The organism is Mesorhizobium sp. M0106 (assembly GCF_040322715.1).
GTDB lineage: Bacteria > Pseudomonadota > Alphaproteobacteria > Rhizobiales > Rhizobiaceae > Mesorhizobium.
Genome location: NZ_JAMYUA010000066.1, coordinates 1 through 22,579, shown reverse-complemented (window position 1 = coordinate 22,579; position 22,579 = coordinate 1). Strand labels below are relative to the sequence as shown.

Sequence of the window (22,579 nt, the reverse complement as noted above, 5' to 3'; positions counted from 1 at the left end):
AAGACGACAGGCTCGGACCTTGGATCACAACGCATCGAGGTTGATATGCGAAGACAGCCTTGACGACAAAGTCCCCATGTGAGCGGGGTGGGCGGCGAGTCGCGTCCGGAAAGGCCCGCCGTGGGAGGCGGAGCGCATCCGAAGGACCGGAACGAAGAGGAGGACCCTGAGCGGCACGCGAAGGGTTGCGGGCTGCCGCGGCGGGCCTAGAAGGGAGTGCCGCCCACCCCGCGCCACCGGGAAAGGCCAACAGACAAACCGCGCCGCCCGCAAGGGCGGCGGCCGTCTCAGCCCGAAGGGCTGCCCACGCCAAGGGGCGAAGCCGAATGGCCGAGACCGCCTGAGCTTGCCGAAGAAAAGCGGGCTCGGTTCACGAGCACGTGGTGCGCGTCGCCACGCGCGCGGATGCTCCTGTCAGCAGCATGAATGCCTGGAAAACTTCTGGTCGAGTCTCATCAACCGCGGTTTCGTCGCTGCTTCCAGATTCATTCAGAATGAGGGTCGAGTAAATCGGCCGGCTCGATTCCGAGCACTCTGGCGAGTTTTGCCACCGTATCAATGATGGCTGCATAGACCGAGCGCTCAAGTGCGCTGACATACGTTCGGTCGACGCCAGCCTCATGGGCCAGCGCTTCTTGCGACAGTTTCTTTTTTTGCGATGCCTATGCAGTTTGCGGGCAAAGACCTCTCGGATTTCCATGCACGAGAAGCCACCCTCTTGTCGACGATTTCACCACCGAGGATTCTCTACAAAAATCAGAGACAACAAAGGGGAGCGGCTGCACGGCATCACTTTAGCGAGGGCAAATCCCGCTGATCCGAGAACTCAAGGACGTAAATCGTGAAGTTTGACACCCAAACAAAGTGCGACGCCACCTACAGGTCACGAGAGTGACGCATTTGTGCCAGAAGCTCGCAAGGATCGATTTTGAGAGCCTCGGTTACGTCGAGAAACTCAATTACGTCCAGCCCACGTTCACCACCCTCATACTTGGCGACGAACGACTGCGGGCGGCTTAGCATTTCAGCAACCTGGCTCTGGGTGAATCCGTTATTTTTGCGCGCCGCTATCAACCTTTTCAGCAGCCAGCGCTGGCGAGGTGATCGAAGGGATTTCGGCATCAGACGAACCGGCCAGGAAGAACTGGCTCACCGACTAATCCCAGTTTCGGATTATCCCATTTTAGGATATTGTCCAGTCAAAGGCGGACGCGGGATAATTCATAGCGAGATATGAGATGGAAGACAGATTGCTCCAACCTGCTGTTGCCGACGAGGTCCCCTGGGCGGAGAGCCTGACCGCTTATGACAATGAGCACTTCAGGATCTATCTGAGACTCATAGACGCATGCGCCGGCAATGCCAGCGAAGAAGAGATGGCGCAGGCGATATTGGGGATTGATCCAGTGCGAGAGCCAGCTCGCGCCCAAAAGGCGGTTCGCAGCCATCTCGCGCGCGCCCACTGGCTGGTGATCGCCGGGTACAAAGAGCTGTTCACTGGCCAAGAGGCCTAAGAGTGACGATCGCTATAGAAGAAACCGCTTATACCCGCCGTTCATAAGCGAGCGCCCGCGTCTGACTGCACGGCGGACGCTGTCGCGAAGATGGTCACCGGGGTCGGCCCAGTCCTGCTCGACGCGGGCTCTGCCGAAGAGGGCAAGGCCGATTTCGCGGTGTGGTGCGCCAGCGATGGAGCCGTCGAGCGCACGCAACACTCGGCGCAGCCGCGAGCAACGGGGCTCGGTCGGAAAGAATCCTGGTTGCAACCTGCCGGTCGAACGGAGGCTGTTCAGACATTCCAGCGCGTTCAGCCGTTGCTTCAGTTCCTCTGGCGACCAGAGGGCGGAGGATGTCAAACGCACAGGTTCGAGGATGCTGACGCCTGAAGCAGCCAACTGGAAGCTCCTGCCATTGTCCTCGACAAGGAGGTGCTGATGCCCATCCCGCGTGACGAGTATGGAGATGCTGCAGGAGAGCTCGGCGAGATCGAGCACGTCGACCCCGCGCGGCCGCGCCGCCATTTCGGCACCCACCGGCAAAACATGCGGACATTGCCAAGGGCACCAAAAGACGCTCGCATCAGTTCCTTTCGAGCTTGCAAAACAGAAGGCCCCACCTCGAGAAATCAACAGGGGTCGACGGCAGGCTGATAATATCCACGGACCGGGCGTTCGTGCGTTCGGCACCGCGCAGCGCGTTCGCCAGATCCTTCTGGAAGTCCGGATTGCGCCTGAGGAATTCCCAGGCCCAGCCTCGGCTGGTCAGCCGCTCGACATAGCCATAGTCACCATCATCTTGCCTGTCCGGCCAGGCAGGGCCAGGTATTATTTCGTCCATTGCATCGTTTCCAGGAACGGGTTGGATTCCAGGCTCAGGCGATCTTCATGACCGGTGTCCACAGTACCGGGCCCTTGAGTGCGCCATTGCGACGGAGGGCTTCCAAGCTCTCTCTCGAGACGTCGAGATATCCGGCAACGGCGCGTGTGTTGCCAATTGTTTGCGGATCGGACAGCCGTTCGAGTGGCCAGCCGGCGCGACGCAAGATGCGCTCTATGCGCAGATCCGTTACAGTAACGATGCTGCGTAGACCACGTGACAACCCAAACTCGACCATCCCGGCAAACAGCTCGTAGGTGACAACAGCGATGCCCGCCTGTTTCGGCGCGGAAGGCGGCAGATCAAGCGCAAAACGGCTGCTTTCCCAAACCCGCGGATCTTCCGGCGCCGAACGGTCTGCAAGGAGAGCGCAGAAGCTGTCGCGCAGCATCGTCGGTCCGGTGGTCGGCAACAGGCGCACGCAACCGTCGATGCGCCCGGTGGACGCACGCAGCAACAGGTAGTGGGGACGAAGCGCGTCGAACGGATCGACCTCATAGCCGCCGCTGAACGAAACGTCCCAGTCAAGTCGATCCCTGAAGATGCGATACCGCAAGCGGTGCATCTGCTCGAGCTCGTCGCTGAACTCAGCGTAGCAATCCGGCGTGATCAACTGCATCATGATGGCCTTTCTCCCTCGCATGGATAGCACCTGCGATTGAAGGCAAAGGCCGGAGTTGATACAACCTGTGCATGTGCCTAGGTTTCGGGGTTCAGGTGAAGAGAGATGGCCTGGATAGTGCAAGCCGAACGGCTGCCTGAATAACCGTCTTCACGCCAAGCTTCATCCTGGCGTTATCCCGATGATAGGCTGCGGTGTGCCGACTGATTCCCAAGATGCGGCCGATCTCCCACGCCGTCTTTCCGCGAGCCGCCCACTTCAGACACTCGATTTCCCTTCGCGATAGGGCAACGCCATCCACGATCCTGCCGTCGGCCAACTTGCGACAGGCATGAAGATGGAAGAAGACCGCGATGAGCTGCAGCACGCGGTCATATCGGTCAATCAGGCGGAAGAACAGTGGTCGCCTTTCATCCGAGGCGAAGGTCAGCGCTGCAAACGTACCGGTGCTGTCATGGATCGGGATCGTAAAGCCGCAGTGAATGCCGAATTGCGTCGCCTCATCCATCAATTGTCGCTGCTGCGTCGACAGTTCGAGATCAGCGCCGTGCGCATCCCAGTTGAATGGTTCCTGACCACCACGCGCCTGATGGATAACCGGGTCAATCTTTTCATACCGACTGTGAAGGTAGTGAGATGTCCAGGATTGAGGGTAGGTGGAAATCAGGCGCACCTTGCGGCCCTTGCCAGGCGAAGGGAAAAGATAGGCAAAAGACGGCAAATCGAGCGAAGAGGCAATCTCCCGTAAAGCGTTGCGCAGGTCTGTCGCGTCAGCGCTGTCTGCGATTTGCTCGACAAATCTATGAAAAACGTCTTGCATACCTAAATTGCAGTGAGTTGGCTCATGGCTTCTGGCCGCCCATATCGGAGCCCGGGTCGACCAAAGCGCGGCCATGCAGGCCCGGCAGGAGACTGAGCTCCGTGCCGGGCCGGTGCGCCTTGGGAGGGCGATATGTGCTTCGACGACGCTCTTATCGACACCGAGACCTCATTCCAGCGTCATCTCTCAGCAGTGACAGTTGTCCTCTGGGGTTTGCACTTCATTACGGTCGGGGTGTCTGTCTGCGGGGCTGTTGAGACTGCTCCATGGAGGAGCTCAGCCTCACGGTCTGTGGTCTGTGAGAGCATCACCTCTACAATTCTTGCAGCAGTCCTACGTCACCGTCTCGGACGCGAAGGCGGTTCTGTATTTTTCGAGATTGACCTCGCATTTTCGGCATCGGCTCGCACATCCTCCATGCAAGTTGCCTTAAAAGCGAAGGGGGTTGTTTTGCGCGCGCCAGCTCATGACGCCACAGGGCTCCCGGAGGTCATATCCTGGTCGATCCGAGTGGGAGGCGTCATCCGTCACGTCAGATCATATCGCGCCCTCCGCCTTCAGCGCGCGATAGGTCGTATCGACTGATTTCGCGGCTGCCTCGACGATGATGTCGATCTCTTTTCGGGTAATGATCAGAGGTGGGGCAAAGCCGAGGATATCGCCATGCGGCATAGCGCGGCTTATGACACCATTTTCAAACAGAGCAGCGGCGCCGCGCACGCCGACCTGAAGTCCGGGTTCAAATGGCACCCGACCCTTCGGATCCCGCATCAGCTCCACGGCGGATAGAATGCCGACGCCGCGAACCTCGCCGACAATGGGATGTCGCTCCAGTTCGGCTTTCATGCGGGCTTGCCAATAGGGTCCGACGTCCCGAACATGTTCCAGGATGTTTCTTTCCTTTAGCAATTTAATGTTAGCAAGCGCGGCCGCCGCGCAAAGCGTGTGACCAGAATATGTCCAGCCATGGCCGAGTGGCCCGTGCTTTTCCGTCCCTTGTTCCAAAACCGACCAGACCCGGTCACCGATAATCGAACCGGAGATAGGAAGGTAGGCGGAACTCAAGCCCTTGGCGATGGTTACGAAATCCGGGCGCATGCCATAGAGGTGGGAACCGAATTTCTCACCGGTTCGCGCGAAGCCGCAGACCACCTCATCGGCAATAAGAAGGATGTCGTACTTGTCAAGCACCCCCTGAATCGCAGCCCAGTACCCCTTCGGAGGCGGAACGATGCCCCCGGTCCCAAGTACCGGCTCTCCGATGAAGGCTGCAACGGTCTCTGGGCCTTCGGCGAGGATAAGGGCTTCAAGTTCGTTGCCACAACGCCTGGAGAACGCCTCCTCATTTTCGCCGTCGCGCGCCTGGCGATAGTAGTGTGGCGTCGTCGTATGGCGCACCAAATCCAAAGGCAGGTCGAAGAAATCGTGAAAGAAGGCAAGACCCGTCAGGCTACCCGTGACCAACCCTGACCCGTGATATCCGCGATTCCGCGAAATGATTTTCTTCTTTTCCGGGCGACCGAGAATGTTGTTGTAGTACCAAACCAGCTTGATGTTGGTTTCGTTGGCGTCGGATCCGGAGAGGCCGAAAAAAACCCTTCGCATGTTTTGGCCGAAATATTCGACGACGGCCTCTGCCAAGAGTGCGACTGGCTCGGTTCCCTGGCTCGCATAGACATGGGCGAACGGCAACTCGTGCGCTTGACGCGCGATGGCCTCCGCAATCTCCGTGCAGCCATATCCCATATTGACGCAGTAAAGCCCTCCGAAACCGTCAAGGCTCTTTCGGCCGTCGGTATCCCAGATGTACACGCCTTCTGCACCGGCCATGATCCGGTTTGGCGTCTCGCCGCGGCTGTGCTTGGCCAAGTGTGTAGACGGATGAAAGACGAAGCTTCGGTCCTTCTCCCGCAGCTGCTCAGTCCCCAAATTGCTCAATCTCATAGTTCCCCTCCTCGCGAGCAGTAGGCAGAAGACACTCACCCAGCCGCCTATTGAAAACAAGTGTAGCCGCAAATACCTCTCGAGTTCGCGGGAATGCACGTCTTTAGCCGACGAATTCGCGAAAATCGGCCTCGAACGCAGTGAAAACCAAGGTTTCTGGAGTTTACCTTCTCCTTGAGGCGGATAAGGGATCAGTGTGGCCGCCGCCGTGTTCTGTTCTTCGGCGGATGTTTGCGAAGGTACCTGATAACCCGGGGACGGTTTTACGAGAGGCGCTGTCCGAAGATCCCCCTCCAGCAGCCCAATAGAACTTCCGCGATGCGTTCTTCGTGTCGCCAGAATATTTTCGGGGATATAGTGATGCGCACGCTCGTGGCGGCACGCCTTGGGCTATTCAGGATTGCCATCCCTCTCAAAGCAGATTCGCAGCGTTATGAAGGCGTCGGGATCGCTGAGTCGGGCGGCAGGGGAAGCATGCTCGAGAAGACCCTCCGCAGTCTCCTCATCGAGCAGCAAAGGTCCCCTCTTCACATGACGATCGACTTACGATCCCAGGACGTGCTCTAGATTCTTCTTTCGCATAGATTTGGACGGGCTCGCCAAGGCTCGACACCGTGTCCACACAGCAGTAGACGCTTCCATCTGTCCCGATTGCAACTGGCTGTCTCGATCTTCAAGCCCTGGGTCTTCATCACTCGGAAGAACTGCTCGATCAACCAGCGCTGCGTGTACAAGCGACAATCGGCCAGGCCCCGGCGGAGCAGGTTCCCGCATGGGTGGTCAGGAGCAGCCAATGCAGCGGGTCCACGCCGGTGGGCGCGGCCGTTACTTCACCCGCTGCAGCCCACGCTGCCGGGCAGGCCGTTCCTCGCGCAGGTTGGCCGGATCATCGCCTGACCGAAGCGGATGCCAGGTCATGCCTTTCATCAAGCCGCTGGCATCTGCGTGTGCGGAGATTTCAAAAGGCCCTTATCTGCACCGGATCGAGATGCAGCTTGTCCCAGAGCACCACCCGCGGCACCGTTTGTGCTCGCCACGCCGTCAGCTGCCATGTGCCGGAAGAACCCCATAGAATCATCATCAGCGGCATTGCGCAGCGGGCTTCTGGTGTGGCGATAACGCGGCGAAGGACGCCGCGGTCGGTCCAACTCAGCGCGCCGCTCGAAGCGCCGGGGTGGCTATGCCAGTCGCCGAGGTAAGTCTCGCGGCGACCCGAACGCTCATATTGGGCGGCAATCTGCTCAAGCTGCCATTGCTGATCCGGCTGGAACCGGAAGCGCTCGTGAAGGGCGCCGGGTCCGGGACCAATCATGGCGGTTACGACGGCGGTATCAGGATTCAACCACCAGCCCATGAAAGTGCCGCCGGTCTCTAATGGGAGTTTGGTGTCGGCTTCAACCGCGCATTCCTGAGTCACGATGTTAGGCAGCCAGACATCAACATCCGGCAACATCAATGCCCGCCCCGGCAGTTCCGGTGTTTTGGCAGCGGATCGACACGCCAGCTCGGCGGACAGCGCGCTCGTTCATCATCAACAAAGCTGAGTGTCTGCACGACCGAACAATCGTCCGCCTTACCCGAGAGGGTATCGATGGCCAGCCTCACCGCCTGCAGCGAAAGTTCCTGCAGATCATAGTCGCCACCGGTGAATGTGCGCTCGCTGCACCCCGCCGGCTGGGTCAGGGCCTCGTCACCGGCATCCTGTCCTGGCGGGGGTTCGATCTCGTGCTTGTGCCATGCGTGCAAAAGGCAATTCGGGCAGCCGCTTTCGCGGACGTGTCGGACAACGGTGCCGCCCTCCAGCGTCGGCGTCGCGGACAAGCTTATGAGGGGAACGGCTGCGCTTCGGCAGCGGTCATCCAGCAGGGTTGTAACGCCGTGCGAAGCGCTGCCATCGATAACGAGATCAGCGTCCCTGATGAGCGAGTCGAGGATATCGTCGTCACCCGGATCGCTCAGAGCCTGCGCCGCAATACCTATAAAATGCGAATGGCTACGGACTTCGGTTGCCGGATACTGGCGAGCGAGAAAACCCTGCAAGGCGTCTGTCTTGCGCTGACCCCAGGCGGCTGCGCCCAACGGCCAGCGGATCGTGTTTCCAGGCTCAACAATGTCATGTTCAACGAGATCGAGGGTGCGGCATCCGTTGCGAGCCAGTTCGATCGCTACCGGTGCGCCGACGGCGCCAACGCCCACCACAATGATCCGCTTGTCTTTAAGGGATGCAACGGCCGGAACACGCCAGCCAATGTCGCCCGGCCCGGCGCGAAAAACGGGCAACGCCGTGATACGCAATGATTTGGGGGCTTTGTTCTTCTTCGGCTCAAAGCCGTGTGCATGACCGAAGACCATGACGAAGCACCAGCCGAGGCCCGTCTCACCAAAGCCGAGCTCGCTCGGATAGACGAGTGCGCGGAGGTCAAACTTCAGACCTGAACCGTACTTTCGTGGCCGGGTACGCTGGAGCCATGAGTAATCTTGGCGGAGCCTTTTTAGCTGTGCGTCGAGCTGAGGTTCGGGCAGCATCGTGTCTTTTGATCTTACCCACGGAACCTCCAGCTGATTCTTCGCGTCGGCCAGGTCGGTTGGGAGCGGACCCGCCCATTGGTGAAGCACTTGGCCATCCTCAGCGCGAACCTCTTCGACATAGGCCCTGACCGCTGGAATATGGATTGGACCGTTCTCGGCCTCCACTTTGACCGTTTGATCTTGGATGTAACGCAGCTGCAATGTGCCCTGCGAGGTGTCGCCGACATCCCAGCCGCTGTCGATCAGACAATAAGATCCGGAATAACGGCCAAGGTTGTTCCACCAGTATTCGGCAGGCTCGCCCTGCTGGTCTTCCTCACCGGTACCACGCACGGAGTCGGCGAGCTGTTTTTCGAGCAACGTACAAAGCGTCCAGCCCGGTGTCCACTGCCGGGTGTCGCGGCCGAGCAGGCAGAGATTGCCCTCGATAGGACTGCGGTGGCGCGTCGGCGGTGGGTCAAGGCCGGCGAGCAGAAAGACCTGAGGCCGAAAGTGCGGGTAAGCGTCGGGAAAGACAGCCTGCAACCGAAGGGTCGTCGCCCTATCGAGCGGCCAGTCGAGTGTTAGCGACAATCGCCCGGAAGAGAGGGCCTGCTCGTCAATCTCAGGCGTTATTCCGGCGGCGTACAGCGCGTCGAGTTCGTATTTAAGCCGCCCCGGATAACGCTTCTCCCAGCGGGGAACTGGCTGCGCCGGGGTCGTAATGGATGAATCGGGATCAACCATCCTCTCATCCCACCTTGCGCGGCGGGGGCACGGGCGGCCCCGGCGGAACACCGTGAGGCGGCCCGGAAGGCACTCCGTGAGGCGGTCCTTTTCCCGGATTATCTGGTGGTCCCTTTCCGGGGTTGTCGGGTCTTCCAGCCATAATTCCCTCCATATCTACATAGTTGTGAGCTTGTGGCAGAGCAGGCACTCAAAGGTCTTTGGCAATATGTGCTCTGAGCTTACATCCTGGGCGAAGGACTTTTCGGCCCGACTAGTTTGCTTAAACGCTTCGCTGCTCTTCGCCCGAAAAATTGAAGCAGAACACTCGGTTAAGGGCTCGTTATATGCGCAACGGCCTCTCGAATTTCGCGGAAATGTGCGTATCTGACCGATGAATTCGCGGAATCGGGACTAGTTGCCGACGGAAACGCTTCAGAGTTCATCTCCGCTTGAATGAGGACAACGGAATCGGTGAATTGGCTTTCACTGGCTTCGTCACGACAAGGCTGTAGTATTGGTTGATCCCCAATCCTGCCTGCAGGAGTCCCTCCATGAAATCTTGATACGCAGCCATGGAGGGAGACGAAACGCGCATCAGATAATCGATACGTCCCCCGATTGCCCAGCAGTCCAGGATTTCCGGGACGTTTTGGATGGCAGCCTCGAAGTGTCTTTGATCCTCGAGACGATGGCGGTCCAAAACCACTTCCACCATTATAGAGATTATGCCCCCGATGAGGGCTGGACTGAGTCGCGCATAGAATCCCTCAATGATGCCTGCGGCTTGCAGCACGCGGAGCCGTTCTGAGCAGGCCGACGCTGAAAGGTGAACACGCTTTGCGAGCTCGCTTTTTGAAATCCGACCATCTGATTGGATCTCTGAGAGAATCCGGATATCCCAATCGTCTAGTTGCACAGGATTTGGTTTCGACTTCATGATCTGTTGCTCTCAAACTGGTCGAAAGGGCAGTTGGTGCCCGAAATTCTATCATCGATCGAAGCGAGGGAGTTTAGTGGACCTATCTGTCTTCGGCCCGAAACGGGTCAGTGTGAGGCTAGGAATGTCATCTGACTGAGAGCGATCCAATCAGAAGGGATGCAGAACAGTTGGGCATTGCCCTCCCCTATGCGATGACGCACAGAGCGGTGATCGCCTGTCGGCATCGATCTGGGCGTAAATGGATGGTCAGTACCGGCGCTACTTTACCTGATTGCACCCTCGCAGCATTTGAGCATCGATCGCGCGGACGGCATGGTCATGCAGTGTTTAATCGGCGCATTTGGCTTCGAGATGACTTGAAGGCCTTTCTTCTTTGGCTCGCCGAGGAGCCTGGGCCCCGCAAAAGCCGCTCGCGTTACCGCCACGGCCCAGAGTCCGGCGCCCGACCCGATGTCGCGACATGGAGCCTGGCCGGATCGCCCAGCCGGAAGACTCAAACGCCGATGTTGCGTGCGATGCTGTCGGCCGCCATGCGCTTACGCCACTCAAGAGGCCCGGAATTGTGAATAGAATTTCCCTCGACATCGACAGCCATGATGACCGGCATGTCCTGCACCTCGAATTCATAGATGGCTTCCATGCCCAGGTCTTCAAAGGCAATCAGCCGCGCCGTCTTGATGGACTTAGAAATCAGGTACGCAGCGCCGCCCACTGCGACGAGATAGGGCGTTTTGTGTCTGACAATCGACTCGATGGCCACTGGGCCCCTCTCCGCTTTGCCGACCATCGCATATAGCCCGGTCTCGGCGAGTATCTTTTCAGTAAAACTGTCCATGCGGCTGGAGGTTGTCGGGCCAGCCGGCCCGACGACCTCATCCCTCACCGCGCGGACGGGTCCGACGTAGTAGATCACGCGTTCCCGCAGATCTACCGGGAGGGGCTTGCCGGCATCGATCAGCTCGACCATTCGCTTGTGGGCGGCGTCACGGCCCGTCAGCATCTTACCGGACAAAAGAAGGGTTTCCCCGCAGCGCCACGATGCCGTCTGTTCCTTCGTGAGCGCATTGAGATTGACCCGACGGACGCCGGTCGTGTGCAAATCCTCATGACCGATCTGGGGCCATTCCGAAAAGTCGGGCGGTCGGAGGTGTACCGGCCCTGTGCCGTCCAAGGTAAACTTCAAGTGCCGGTTAGCGGCGCATTGCGGGATAAGTGCCACAGGCTTGGACGCCACATGTGTAGGATAGGTCGCAACCTTGACGTCAACCACTGTCGTCAGACCACCAAGGCCCTGGGCGCCAATGCCCAGCGCGTTAATTCGCTCATAAAGCTCGATCCGCAGTTCCTCCTCCGCGTTTGAAGACCCCCTGGAAAGCAGTTCCGACATGTCGAGCGGCTCGTTCATGGCCTCCTTGGCCAGCAGCATCGCCTTTTCAGCGCTACCACCGATGCCGACCGAGATCAGGCCGGGTGGGCACCATCCGCTGCCAAGGGTCGAAACGGTGTCGACCACCCAGTCGGCAACGGACGCGCTGGGGATCAGGGTGGTGAAACGCGCCTTGTTTTCCGACCCGCCGCCTTTTGCGGCGATCGTGATCTCAATCTGGTTGCCGCGCACGAGGTCGATGTGGATGACCGCCGGCGTGTTGTCACGCGTGTTGACCCGCCCGGCGAGCGGATCGGCAACGATCGATGCCCGAAGCGGGTTGTCCGGGTCGAGATATGCCCGACGGACGCCCTCATTCACGAGGTCAGCGAAACTGGCCGTTGATTTGATGCGGGCGTCCATGCCGACCTTGGCAAAGACCACGACGAGGCCGGTGTCCTGGCAGATCGGGCGCCGCCCGAAGGCCGCCATGCGAGAGTTCAGCAGGATTTGCCCGATGGCGTTCTTCGCAGCCGGGCTCTGTTCGCGAGTGTATGCCTGCGAAAGGTACCGGATATAGTCGGGAGGATGGTAATACGAGATGTACTGAAGGGCGTCTGCGACGCTCTTTGTGATATCCTCCCCGGCAATGGTCCGTCTTGTCTTATTCACGAAATTTCATCCGCATGAATCGAATCCGTTGACCAGTTTCAGACTCTGGAAACTCCGCACCCCCTGCTCGCCGCCTTCGTATCCATAACCGCTCTGTTTGACGCCCCCATATGGCGCATCTGCGGAAACCCCTTTCAGGTAATTTACACTGAGGGCGCCTGCCGAAAGACCGCGAATCAGCGCCTGTTTCGCATCGGCGGCGCCGGTGAAGAAGTAGGCGGCCAGGCCATACTCGGTGGCGTTGGCTTCTTCGATCGCCTCCTCGACGGTGTCGAACGGCGCCACGGTGAGGATCGGCCCGAACGGCTCGTCATGAAGCACTTTCGCATCCTTTGGTACCCTTGTCAGGATGGTTGGTGGCCAGTAAAAACCCGGCTGGCCAAGGCGGGTGCCCCCGGTTTCGATGCGGGCGCCGCGAACGACTGCATCCATGACCAGACGCTGCATGGCCTCGATTCGTCGCGCGTTTGCCATTGGGCCCATCTCCGTCGCCGGGTCGTCCGGTGGGCCGATCTTGATCTTGCGGGCAGCTTCCGTCATCCGGGACAGGAATTCCTCATAGAGAGGCCGCGCGACGAGAATCCTGCTGGGCGCATTACAGCTTTGGCCCGCGCACTCGAACTTGTATTCCGAAATTGCCGGTATGGCTTTTGCCAGGTCGGCATCCTCGCATACAACGACCGGGGAGTGCCCACCGAGTTCAAGAATGCACCGCTGCAGGTTGTTGGCGGCGAGCTTGGCGAGCTGTTTTCCAACCTCGGTAGAGCCCGTGAAAGTTAGGACCTTGACGATCGGCGAGCTGAGTAAGTGCCGGGATATTTGCACCGGAACGCCAAAGACGAGATTGACCACGCCGTCCGGGATACCCGCTTGTCGCAAGGCTTCGACGAAATGGACAGCCGCGCTTGGTGTCTCTTCAGCCCCTTTTAGGATCACCGGGCAACCTGCCGCCAAAGCAGGGGCGAGCTTGCGGGCGATGAGAACGGCCGGGTAGTTCCAAGGCGTAAAGGCAGCAACGACTCCAAGGGGCTCCGGGATGATCATCCGGTTCGGGCCCATCGGAATAGGGGCCGACAGCTCTTCGGCGTGGGTGCCGTTCCACTCCAGTGTTTCGACAGCGCGCGCGTACTCACCTGTTGCTTCGGCAATCGTCTTTCCCTGTTCGGCTGACAGGTCCCTAGCCGCCGCTTCAACCTTCGCTGCCAGAATTTTGGCGGCCGCTACGAGAATCTCGCCACGATCTTTTGCAGGCCGTGAGGACCAGGCCTTGCGGCTGCGCTCTGCCGAAGCGAGGGCCTCATCCAGATCCGGTATCGTCGCCGAGGCCACCGAGGCAAATACCTTCTCCGTCGCCGGATTGATTACCGGCAGAGTAATTCCGTCACTACCGCCTCGCCAACTGCCGTTGACAAAAAGCTGATAGGTCGTGGCGTTGGACATCGCATGCTCCGCTTGAATAAATCTGCCAATACGAGAACGGCCGATATCCGACCGTGCCTCGCACCTCTGCGATTTCATCGCGATAGTCGCATGTGGTCAAATATTGAATGTCGCCCAAAACCATCTCGAATCCAGATTGATACGACTCAGGTAGCCGCGGAAGAGTGCTAGCACTGGAATATGGTTTGAAGGATGTGCCTAAGCCCGGTCCGGAACCGTGGCTGACCAGTGCCTGCTGTCGATCAATGTCCTGACGACCTTGGGGATCAGCTTGCGGACGGCAGAGACGGCTGGAGAGCGCTCATCTTTCGGGTTGACGGCAAGGACAACGGATCGGGTAATTACGGGATCAATGATTTTCACCGTTCGGACCTGCCCTTGAGAGGCTTCTTTCTGAATGGCCGACGGGGTAAGGATAGAATACGCCTTTCCCTCCATGACCATATTGATGATCGTGGAAAGGGAGTCGACTTCGAATCTAACGTCGAGCACACAACCGTGCTGCGCAACGACATCAGCCACCGAACGCCTGACATTGTTATTGCGCATCGGAACCGCCAGCGGAAACGCATGCAGGTCGGCGAGCGGTATCGAATCTTCGAAAGGCGGTTCACCCGGCGGCACCACCAGGCAAAACTCTTCGCGGGCCAGCACCGTCATTTGCCCCACGCTCTCGGCAGTGCGGTACAGGACCGCCAGATTGAAGCGGCCAGCAGCCATCCACTCCTCCAGAGGTCCCGTCATGCCCTCGATCATCTTAAGCGAGATCCTCGGCAATTCGCTTCTTACCGATTCAAGCAGGGGACCGCTAAGGACGCGAGCGGCTCCGGACGGAATGCCAATGGTCACCTCTCCGGAAGGAGCAGCCACCGTGTTGGTCAGTTCCGTCTCAGTGAGTTGAATTTCCCTAAGGATGCTCCGACCGCGCTCAAGCAATTTTGCACCGGACGCCGTGACACTAACGCCGGTCCTGTCGCGTACCAGCAGCTGGGTGCCGAAGCTTTCCTCCAGTTGACGCACATGCAGGCTTAGAGCGCTTTGAGCAATGTGCAGGATCGCAGCTGCCCTCGTGAAGCTGCCTGCCTCGACTACGCCGACAAAGTATCTTAACTGCCTGATGTCCACGATGAGCAAATCCATCCGGGCATGATCCCCAGTGCTTCATATCTATCTCGAAACGAGATGGGCGACAAGTAAAAAACTATCGGGGCATGAATCGAAAACCAACGCCTGTCCGGCTACTGATTAAAGGCAGGTCAGTTATTGTTGGCGAGAGCCAGTATCTCGTGGGCGCGCCGAACCACTGGCGGATCTATCATCTTACCATTCAATGAGAATGCAGAGAGTCCACGCGTGGCGGCATCGTTTTCCGCGGCGACGACACAACGGGCCCACTCGAGTTCCTGTTCGCTTGGCGAGAAAGCCTCATTGAATATGGCCACCTGTGTTGGATGGATCGCCAAAGCTCCGGCAAAGCCAAGCCGCCGCGCCTGCACCGCGGCTTCACGAAGTTTGTCAGTGTCCGAGAAGTCGCCGATGCTTCCTACGAAGCCTAGCGGGAGCAAGCCGGCGGCACGGGCAGCAAACAGAACAGAAAGGTTCGGCGTCAACAGTAGGTCGAATCCCGGAGCAGCGCCAACAGCGGCACTGAAATCTTCCGGACCGAGCGCCATCGCCACCATCCTTCGATGCGACGACGCAATGGCCGCGAGCCTTTGCAGGGGGCCCGGGGTCTCGATCTGGGCAAGAAACTGGATGCCTCCCGGCTCAAGATTTCGTTCTCGTTCAAGTTCCAAGACCGCATCCGCGATCTCTGATACCCACTCTGCCGATTCCGTCTTCGGAAGGACAAGTGCGTCAACACCCGCCATCACGGCTGCATCGAGATCGGCCGCCAAGGCGCGTAAACCACGATTAACGCGGACCAAAACCGAGCAACCTTTTCGGCCAACCTTTGCCACGGATTCAGGAAGCTGCCGCCGTGCCTGGCCCTTCTGATCGTGCGGAACGGAGTCCTCCAGGTCGAGTATGACGCCATCTGCCCCGCGCTCATGGGCCGCCTCGACAAAGCGCGGAACGTGAGCGGGAACGAAGAGCAAGGATCTCCAGCGCGGTACAGACATCGCGCTTTCAACGGCCGGAACGTTGTCCTTGATCATCGAGCCGGCTCCGAGCTTGCTGGACCGCCAGTGCGCTGAGATGAGCCGAAGTCTGCAGGCTCGGTGTAAATCGCGAGCGCACTCACTTTACCGAGACGCGCACTCACGCTGACGCGGCTCTTTCGCGCAAAAGTCCCAGAACCTCCTCGCGGACAGCTTCGGTATGAGCACCAAGAGCCGGAACTGGGCGCAGCGAGGGGCGCTCAGAGTTGAAAATCGCCGCGGGCGCTATAGTGTCTACAGTTCCTTCAGGTGTGGCAACCTGCACCCTGCGAATGTGTGGATGCCTTGAAACATCCACCACTTCGTTCAGTCGGCCATATGCCAAGCCGGCCGCCTCGAGCTCCTGCATTGCTTCGTGGCAGGATAATCCAGAAAACCGCCGTTCAATGATCTCATCAAGTTGCGCACTGTGACCGAGGCGCTCCATATTGTCAGCAAAACCAGGTGCGCGTGTAAGCCCCGGCTGCTTCAGGAACTTCTCGCAGAAATTCACCCATTCACGGTCATTCTGAACCGAAAAGATGACCTCTTTGCCGTCGGCACAACGATAGGCGCCATATGGCGCCAGCGACGGGTGCTTCACGCCGGCGCGTACCGTGTGATACCCGCTGTAGTCGTTTTGCAGAACCGGCACGTTCATCCAGTCGGCGACGGCATCGAACAGTGACACCTGGATGCTTGTCCCTTCGCCGGTGACCTCGCGATGATACAGCGCCTGAAGAATGGCGCTATGCGCTGTCATGCCCGCTGAGATGTCGCAAACCGAGACCCCTACACGCGCGGGCCCTTGTTGGTTTCCGGTGATCGCGCATAAACCGGTTTCGGCCTGCACGATGAGATCATAAGCCTTCAAATGGGAATACGGCCCTGCATCCCCGAAGCCAGAGATGTCGCAGGTGATCAGCCGCGGATATCGTCGACGGAGATCAGCAGACGCGAAACCCAGTTTTTCGATACTGCCCGGCTTCAGATTCTGGATGAAGACGTCAGCACTGGCGATGAGCGATTCTAGGACGGCCCGGTCCGCCTCCGACCTCAGGTCTAGACACACCGACTCCTTACCCCGGTTGAGCCAGACGAAGTAAGCGCTCTGTCCCCGCACCAGTTTATCGTAGTGTCGCGCAAAGTCCCCTTCGGGCCTTTCGATCTTGATCACCCGGGCGCCGGCGTCCCCAAGGCGAGACGACGCATAAGGCGCGGCCACGGCCTGCTCCACGGCTACGACGATGATCCCCTCAAGAGAGTTCTGCATGCGACACCGTGCTTCTTATCCAACATTTTGGTTTTGAGCCCGACGACGGTTCAGCATCGCCAGCAACCGATTTTGTTCATTCCCAACGATTGAAAATGCCTCGTCCACACCCATTCCAGGTTTTGCAAGCATTATGTCGGCCTGGGTAGCTACCGAAATGTGGACTGAAGCCTGGGCGGAAAGATCCGTTTCAGTACAGCTTCCCCCGACATACGCCCCTACCTTATTCGCCTTACAGATGAGAACTGCGCGCGCCGTGTCGGCAATTGAGCCGACGTCAGGGGACTTGATCTGCACGAGATGCGCGCCCTTCGCTTCGGCAAAGAGCCGGATATCCTCAAGCGTATTGCATCTCTCATCCACCACAATGCGTGCGATCGAACCTCGGTTGTCCAAAATCGATACGATCTTCGCGTAGTTCTCAATTTGAGCTTGCGTCGAACCAAAATCCGCCGGGGATTCGATGTTGAGCGTGAAATCAGGGACAGTATCTGCAACTTTGCAGATAAAGTCGGCGATGCTTTGCGGCTCCAGGCCGATTTCCTGGCCGATCCAGCCATACACATCGAAATGCAGCACCGGATGATACCCCGGGCGACCGATTTGGCGCGTACGCGTTGCAACCCACTTCACGAACTCCATGAAGGTCTGACCGTCGACGCCGAATTTCTGGCGTGAATTGATCAGGCCGTGGGGAAGGATGTCCACGCCTTTCAGAATCATCTTGTCGACGTTGACTTCGCGAGCGTCACCACTTTGGCAGTAAATCGGGACGCGGCACGTCGGTAGCGGCAGATCAAACTCCGCGCATATGATCTCGGCCATCGTCTTACGTTGAAGGTAGGCCGCTGCACGAAGAAGTGCCTGGCTAACCCCGTACTCAATCGCGAGAGGTAACCGCTCGTGTCCGATCGGCTCGAAAACCTTCGCGCAGGCATCAAGGTAAAGAGACGCATCCGCATCGAGAAGCCGTGGCGCCACGACGCGCGACGTCAAGTCCGAGATTTGGTCAGTTTCAAACAAATCATCGCGCCCGCCTGCACCAGAGTACTGGACGCTCATCATGTCGCCCCAAACGACGGTGTCGTCGGCAAGGACAAGCCCAATACTAAGTGAAGATGCCGGAATGCGGATCGACGTGAACCCAGGCGTTATCGGTTTGCCTACATAGATAAAGCCGTCTTGGCTCGCACCGGACCTGATGGCCTCTTGATCATCATAGAAGAATGCGCCGCTGCCGGGCGCAAGGAGGATGTCTTTTATGTGCAATGCAGTCACTTGATTTATTCCGAAGAGACTAGGGTCGTTCCGAGCCGCGCTGGCTGATCTGCACTTGATTCTCAAATCTTCAGCGGCCGCGCAAGGAACGCCACTCCTTCGTTGGCGTTGACATGCGCGCCCGATACTATGGCTAAGACGATGGATGGCCCCGGCGCGAGGATGTCAAGGGAGTCAGCAGACAGCGAATCCATCGGATGCAGGACGCCTATGAGATCTCCTTGCTTCACTTCATCCAACACCGAGCAGCGCGGTTCGAAGATGCCCGGCGCAGGAGATTTCAACCAGTCGGAGGGATGCGTTTCGAGTGTTTGGCCGGACTTCAGTTTACGGAACATTGGATACTCGGCTTTGCCATCGACCAGCCCGAGATCGATAAGCGCATTGCGTACTCCAGCCTCGTAGATCGCGAGATTGTCCGCGCCGACCGTGCCGCCGCCGAATTCAGCGCAGACAAATACCTTGCCCTGGTTTTGGGCCACGATATCGAACATGCCAGCCGTATCGTTGTGTTGCCAGACCAATGTCACGGGCAATTTGAACGCTTCCGCCATTTTTACCGTCCTAGCCATGAGATCAGGATCGGCAATGGGATGCGTCGTCGCCGCTGGCGGAAGCTCCCATGTTGGTCCGAAGCTGTGTAGATCAAATACGATGTCGGCCATCGGCAACAATACGCGCGAAACCGCATCCGCAATTCGTTGTGTCACTGACCCGTCGGCGCGACCCGGAAACACGCGATTGAGATTCAACCCGTCGAGCGGGGTATTGCGACTCCATTCTTCCACGGCCAGTGGATTGAGCACGGGTAAGACGATGATCCTTCCACAGGTTTGCGCTTCTGGCAGCCACTCGATAAGCCGACGCGAGACGAGTGGCCCTTCCAGTTCGTTGCCATGATTTCCGCCAGTGATGAGGACGCGCGGTCCCTCCCCTCTATTGAGACTGAAAATCGGAAGCGAAAGCTCGCCATAGTCTATACCTCCCGGGACAATAAGGTGCCCCCTACTTACGCCGTACGTATTGGAATCGAACGTAAGATGTGGTGCTTTGCTCATGTTCAGCCTATTGCGCGTATGCAGGCGACTTGGCGCCGGGTAGCGTTTCCGTTCTGCAAGTATGTGCCGAGCTGTCTTCAATTAGCCAATATAATGTCCCGGGCGGTACCATCGCGTTCTTAGATGGCCGCCCGGCTTGGTGAAATTACCGCTGCTCGATTTTCACAAGGAAGACCTTGAATCGCGGCGAACGGCGGGCCTCCCTGACAACTGTAGCGCGACATCAATTTGGGAGAGAAGCCCTATTGCCTCACGTTAAGATGCAGATTCGAGCGTTGCCTCGTCCATTTTGCTGCCGGCTTGGGTCGAAGGGGGCCGGGCCGCAGCGCCCAGCCTCCTTCGCGAGCGCCACGGCGCCTCAGCGTTGCGTTGCGATATCCAGGATCGGCTGCTCCTTGTCCAAGCGGTCAAACAGCAACGCGTCCGCGTGTTCGCTGCGCCAGAGCTTTAGCCGGCCTAAAGAGTTCGAAGCCGTTTGTGATGTGAATTGCCGGGATACTCGGCCTGCAGTCGTGACAGAAGTTCGGCCGGTCCGCCATGGTTCCGGTCAGCAGTCGCCTTGACGAGAGCGGTCGGGACGACGGTGGGCCGGGACGAGCGGTCGGCCATGCCAGTCCGGCCCTCGGCCTTTTAGCGCCACCCAGCGCGCCACGATCTTCGCCGACACACCATACGCCCCGCGCTGCATGGCTTTGGAAAACCGCCTTCTATCACCGCCAGCGCCATCTCCTCTCGACGCAGCGGCGTGAGACGGGAATTCTTGTGGATGTTCATTCGGATCCTCCGATGAGTGCTGAAGCTTGGTAACTCCAGTCTCCTCGGTCCGGTCCGAATGGACAACCTCCTGAAAGCTCACAACTAGCTCATTTCCCGCGACGCAAAGTGCATGGTCGTGTTTCGTGGACCGCACGCCCGCTTGCGCGATGAACTGCCAGCGAGACGCTGTTCACCTCGGTGGCTCAGGCGCGGGTAGCCAAAACCCTGCGGCAGGCGAGTGATCACGGCGAAGTCGGACTCAATCTGATGACTCCAACGTCGTTCTCGATCGCTATTTGGATTCCGAACGGCTCCGATAGCTTCTTAAGACGCTCCAGCATGGCATTTGCTTGCGACCCGGCGACCAGACTAGACCAACCGCGGGATGCCCCGGTTGGCGAACCTTTTCGAGTAACCGAGCTTGATAGTAGACTGGTGAGGCGAGCGCCCCCACAAAGCCGTCTGCCGTGGGATATCCTTTCGTCTCTTCATCGACCGTCACCTCGGCATCCGTGACGGTTCGTGGGTCCTTGCCGTAGAGGGCGAACATGTCAGCACCCACGGGCGTCCGCAGGTCGTCGTAGAAGAAATTCCCAAGGCTATAGAGGATCGGGCGGCCTTTGTAGATCTCAATGCCTCGCAACTGGTGCGGCCCGTGTCCGACATATGCATCGGCTCCCACGTCGATCATTTTACGCGCAAAGGATTGCTCGCGCCGGTGGCACGGTAGCGCTGCGACCACTTCACGACAGAGGAAACTGCAACGCCAAAGCGCGATGCCACAGCACGGCAGTTCTCGCCGGCGCCACTGCCTCAACAACACGCTCACGAAGATCGTTTGGGAAAGCGCTCGCGTCATCAGATACTGGCCTCCAATCCAGCCAGCATCTTGAATCACAAACCAGCCTCTATGGGAATCTGGAGGCTTCTGCGAGGTCCGCGGCGCAAACGGTCGACCCCGGCTGTGTGCGAGACCTCATTGCAAGCCGGATTGAGCGAAGCCGCGGGCAGGACTGGGGCTATGGGGATTGTAGCAGGAGCCAGCGCGCGAACGGCTGCTGAATGCGGTGCACGCTGGGTCCGAGGCGGGCCAGGAAGACGTTGATACCGGCGCCACAGGGCCAACGCGTTGCGTCTGCGGGGCCAAGAAGGTGATTGTCCGGCCGGGCCTTTCCTGCGACATGCCGCCCGGCAACAAAGGTCCGACCGGCACACTTGATGGCCGACATTGAACTGTCCGTTCCTGAAGCGGTGGGCGCGATCATGAACTGTCGTTCCAGGCTGGACAGCTTGGCGGTTTGCCGCATCGCCAGACGGCAACAACGGTCATTCGGCCACCGCGACATCGGTGCGACGGGTCGGTCCCGTCTGCGGAGGGTTCCGCGAGGGCCTCGGGCGGCGCGGCGTTGAGCAGCTTGCGGCAGAGCTTGAGCCGGTCTGCGCGATGAACGTTTGCGAGGAAACCGTAGTGGCGGATGCGGTGGAAGCCGTCCGGCAGGGTGTGCAGGAGGAAGCGTCGGATGAACTCGTGGGCCTCGAGCGTCATGAGTTTGGTCTTGCCGCGATGGCGATATCCCTCCATCGAAACGTGACCTTGCCGTCGTCCAGACTGATCAGGCGGGAGTTGGCGATGGCGACGCGATGGGTATAGCGGCCGAGATAGGAAAGCACCTGTTCTGGTCCGCCGAATGGCGGCTTGGCATAGACGATCCAATCGAGGCGACGCAGTTCGGCAATCCGGCGTCTGAAGGCGGCGGGGTCTGCCAGGTCGGCAATGTCGCCGAAGAAGCGCAGCTTGCCCGCCTGGTATGCCGCACTCAATTCCGTCAGAAACAGCCGGCGAAACAAGCGCGACAACACACGTACCGGTAGGAAGAAGCCGGGTCTACAGGCGATCCAGCGCGCGCCGCCGGGCGACAGACCGCCGCCCGGCACGATGCAGTGGAGGTGGGGATGGCAGGTGAGGGTCTGCCACCAGCTGTGCAGGACCGCAATAAGACCGATCTCGGCGCCAAGATGCTTCGGGTCGGCGGCGATCGTACGCAGCGTCTCAGCGGCCGCCTTGAACAGTATGGCGTAAATCACGGCCTTGTTCTGGAAGGTGATCGCCGTTCTGGAAGGTGATCGCCGCGACGGGCGCGGGCAGCGTGAAGACGACGTGGAAATAGGGAACCGGCAGGAGTTCGCCCTGCCGCGCGGCAAGCCATTCGCGGCAGGCCTGCCCCTGGCACTTCGGGCAATGCCTATTCCCACAACTGTTGTAAGCAACGCGGATCGCCCCGCAGGACCGGCACCCCTCGACATGACCGCCCAGTTCAGCCGTCCGGCACAGCTCGATGGCGCTCATCGTGCGGCGCTCGACGCGTCCGAGACGGCCGTCATGGGTTTGTCGATAGGCCTCGCCATGGTGGCGGAAGATATCCGCCACCTCCAGTCTCGCCGGCACAGGCGGGACCCGGTCAGCCCGGTGGCACGATCTCAATGCTTAGCCGGTCGAGCGGGCTTTCTGTACGGCGAATGAGGCCGTTCGGGACCTTCGTGTAGCGAGCCGTGCTCGACAGGTTGTTATGACCGAGCAGCCACGCGTCATAATGCTCACTTTCTATGTCATTGAAAATCAAAGCGCTGTTGAGCGGGATCGGCTGTTAGCGGACGC

Annotated in this window: 17 protein-coding genes and 7 pseudogenes; 1 reads left to right on the top strand and 23 read right to left on the bottom strand. The window is 59.1% G+C overall.

Annotation, left to right across the window (positions count from 1 at the left end):
• Positions 1-485: 485 nt before the first annotated feature.
• Positions 486-700, bottom strand: a pseudogene (locus NKJ55_RS32950) (helix-turn-helix domain-containing protein).
• 176 nt (positions 701-876) lie between these two features.
• A complete protein-coding gene (locus NKJ55_RS32945) occupies positions 877-1,023 on the bottom strand; it encodes a transcriptional regulator (RefSeq protein ID WP_352453534.1) in 147 nt (48 codons plus the stop codon).
• 215 nt (positions 1,024-1,238) lie between these two features.
• Between NKJ55_RS32945 and NKJ55_RS32940 the strand changes: the two genes are divergently transcribed.
• Positions 1,239-1,514 carry a DNA -binding domain-containing protein gene (locus NKJ55_RS32940; protein WP_352453531.1) on the top strand — a complete coding sequence of 92 codons (276 nt, stop codon included), beginning with the start codon at positions 1,239-1,241 and terminating at the stop codon, positions 1,512-1,514.
• A 12-nt stretch (positions 1,515-1,526) separates the two neighbouring features.
• On the opposite strand, the gene NKJ55_RS32935 is transcribed toward NKJ55_RS32940, so the two are convergent.
• The 21 genes and pseudogenes from NKJ55_RS32935 to NKJ55_RS32840 all read right to left on the bottom strand — a co-directional run.
• Entirely contained in the window at positions 1,527-2,021 is a 495-nt protein-coding gene (locus tag NKJ55_RS32935; RefSeq protein ID WP_352453530.1) for a DUF2285 domain-containing protein, read from the bottom strand.
• A gap of 58 nt (positions 2,022-2,079) precedes the next feature.
• Positions 2,080-2,337: a transcriptional regulator domain-containing protein gene (locus tag NKJ55_RS32930; RefSeq protein ID WP_352453529.1), complete on the bottom strand. Its 258-nt coding sequence runs from the start codon at positions 2,335-2,337 to the stop codon at positions 2,080-2,082.
• A 34-nt stretch (positions 2,338-2,371) separates the two neighbouring features.
• Entirely contained in the window at positions 2,372-2,998 is a 627-nt protein-coding gene (locus NKJ55_RS32925) for an acyl-homoserine-lactone synthase (protein ID WP_352453528.1), read from the bottom strand.
• 91 nt (positions 2,999-3,089) lie between these two features.
• The gene (locus tag NKJ55_RS32920) at positions 3,090-3,818 is read right to left on the bottom strand and encodes a LuxR family transcriptional regulator (RefSeq protein ID WP_352453527.1); all 729 of its coding nucleotides are present in this window, start codon (positions 3,816-3,818) and stop codon (positions 3,090-3,092) included.
• Positions 3,819-4,355: 537 nt separating this feature from the next.
• Positions 4,356-5,762, bottom strand: a complete 1,407-nt coding sequence (locus tag NKJ55_RS32915; RefSeq protein WP_352453526.1) for an aminotransferase — start codon at positions 5,760-5,762, stop codon at positions 4,356-4,358.
• 958 nt (positions 5,763-6,720) lie between these two features.
• Positions 6,721-7,215 carry a Mov34/MPN/PAD-1 family protein gene (locus NKJ55_RS32910; RefSeq protein WP_352453525.1) on the bottom strand — a complete coding sequence of 165 codons (495 nt, stop codon included), beginning with the start codon at positions 7,213-7,215 and terminating at the stop codon, positions 6,721-6,723.
• A complete protein-coding gene (locus tag NKJ55_RS32905; protein WP_352453524.1) occupies positions 7,215-9,017 on the bottom strand; it encodes a ThiF family adenylyltransferase in 1,803 nt (600 codons plus the stop codon). Before NKJ55_RS32905 ends, NKJ55_RS32910 begins: the two co-directional genes overlap by 1 nt.
• A 421-nt stretch (positions 9,018-9,438) precedes the next feature.
• A complete protein-coding gene (locus NKJ55_RS32900) occupies positions 9,439-9,936 on the bottom strand; it encodes an Lrp/AsnC family transcriptional regulator (protein ID WP_352453523.1) in 498 nt (165 codons plus the stop codon).
• Positions 9,937-10,432: 496 nt separating this feature from the next.
• Complete coding sequence (locus tag NKJ55_RS32895) at positions 10,433-11,977, bottom strand: fumarate hydratase (RefSeq protein ID WP_352453522.1); 1,545 nt, start codon at positions 11,975-11,977, stop codon at positions 10,433-10,435.
• Positions 11,978-11,983: 6 nt separating this feature from the next.
• Positions 11,984-13,417 carry an NAD-dependent succinate-semialdehyde dehydrogenase gene (locus NKJ55_RS32890; protein ID WP_352453521.1) on the bottom strand — a complete coding sequence of 478 codons (1,434 nt, stop codon included), beginning with the start codon at positions 13,415-13,417 and terminating at the stop codon, positions 11,984-11,986.
• 198 nt (positions 13,418-13,615) lie between these two features.
• Positions 13,616-14,542 (bottom strand): LysR family transcriptional regulator, encoded by a 927-nt coding sequence (locus NKJ55_RS32885; RefSeq protein WP_352453533.1) that lies wholly within the window; start codon positions 14,540-14,542, stop codon positions 13,616-13,618.
• 131 nt (positions 14,543-14,673) lie between these two features.
• Positions 14,674-15,576 carry an HpcH/HpaI aldolase/citrate lyase family protein gene (locus tag NKJ55_RS32880; RefSeq protein WP_352453520.1) on the bottom strand — a complete coding sequence of 301 codons (903 nt, stop codon included), beginning with the start codon at positions 15,574-15,576 and terminating at the stop codon, positions 14,674-14,676.
• 103 nt (positions 15,577-15,679) lie between these two features.
• Positions 15,680-16,831, bottom strand: coding sequence for a CaiB/BaiF CoA transferase family protein (locus tag NKJ55_RS32875; RefSeq protein WP_352453519.1), 1,152 nt, complete (start codon positions 16,829-16,831; stop codon positions 15,680-15,682).
• Positions 16,832-16,846: 15 nt separating this feature from the next.
• Positions 16,847-18,100, bottom strand: coding sequence for a methylaspartate ammonia-lyase (locus tag NKJ55_RS32870; protein ID WP_352453532.1), 1,254 nt, complete (start codon positions 18,098-18,100; stop codon positions 16,847-16,849).
• Between the two features lie 71 nt (positions 18,101-18,171).
• The gene (locus tag NKJ55_RS32865; RefSeq protein ID WP_352453518.1) at positions 18,172-19,167 is read right to left on the bottom strand and encodes a succinylglutamate desuccinylase/aspartoacylase family protein; all 996 of its coding nucleotides are present in this window, start codon (positions 19,165-19,167) and stop codon (positions 18,172-18,174) included.
• A 358-nt stretch (positions 19,168-19,525) separates the two neighbouring features.
• Positions 19,526-19,711: pseudogene (locus NKJ55_RS35720) on the bottom strand (ISNCY family transposase); the annotation flags it as partial.
• A gap of 23 nt (positions 19,712-19,734) precedes the next feature.
• Positions 19,735-19,941 (bottom strand): annotated as a pseudogene (locus tag NKJ55_RS32860) (leucine zipper domain-containing protein); the annotation flags it as partial.
• Positions 19,942-20,165: 224 nt separating this feature from the next.
• Positions 20,166-20,635, bottom strand: a pseudogene (locus tag NKJ55_RS32855) (CapA family protein); the annotation flags it as partial.
• A pseudogene (locus tag NKJ55_RS32850) lies at positions 20,626-20,804 on the bottom strand (helix-turn-helix domain-containing protein); the annotation flags it as partial. The pseudogenes NKJ55_RS32850 and NKJ55_RS32855, both read right to left, overlap by 10 nt.
• A gap of 380 nt (positions 20,805-21,184) precedes the next feature.
• Positions 21,185-22,369: pseudogene (locus NKJ55_RS32845) on the bottom strand (IS91 family transposase).
• A gap of 13 nt (positions 22,370-22,382) precedes the next feature.
• A pseudogene (locus NKJ55_RS32840) lies at positions 22,383-22,502 on the bottom strand (tyrosine-type recombinase/integrase); the annotation flags it as partial.
• Positions 22,503-22,579 lie beyond the last annotated feature (77 nt).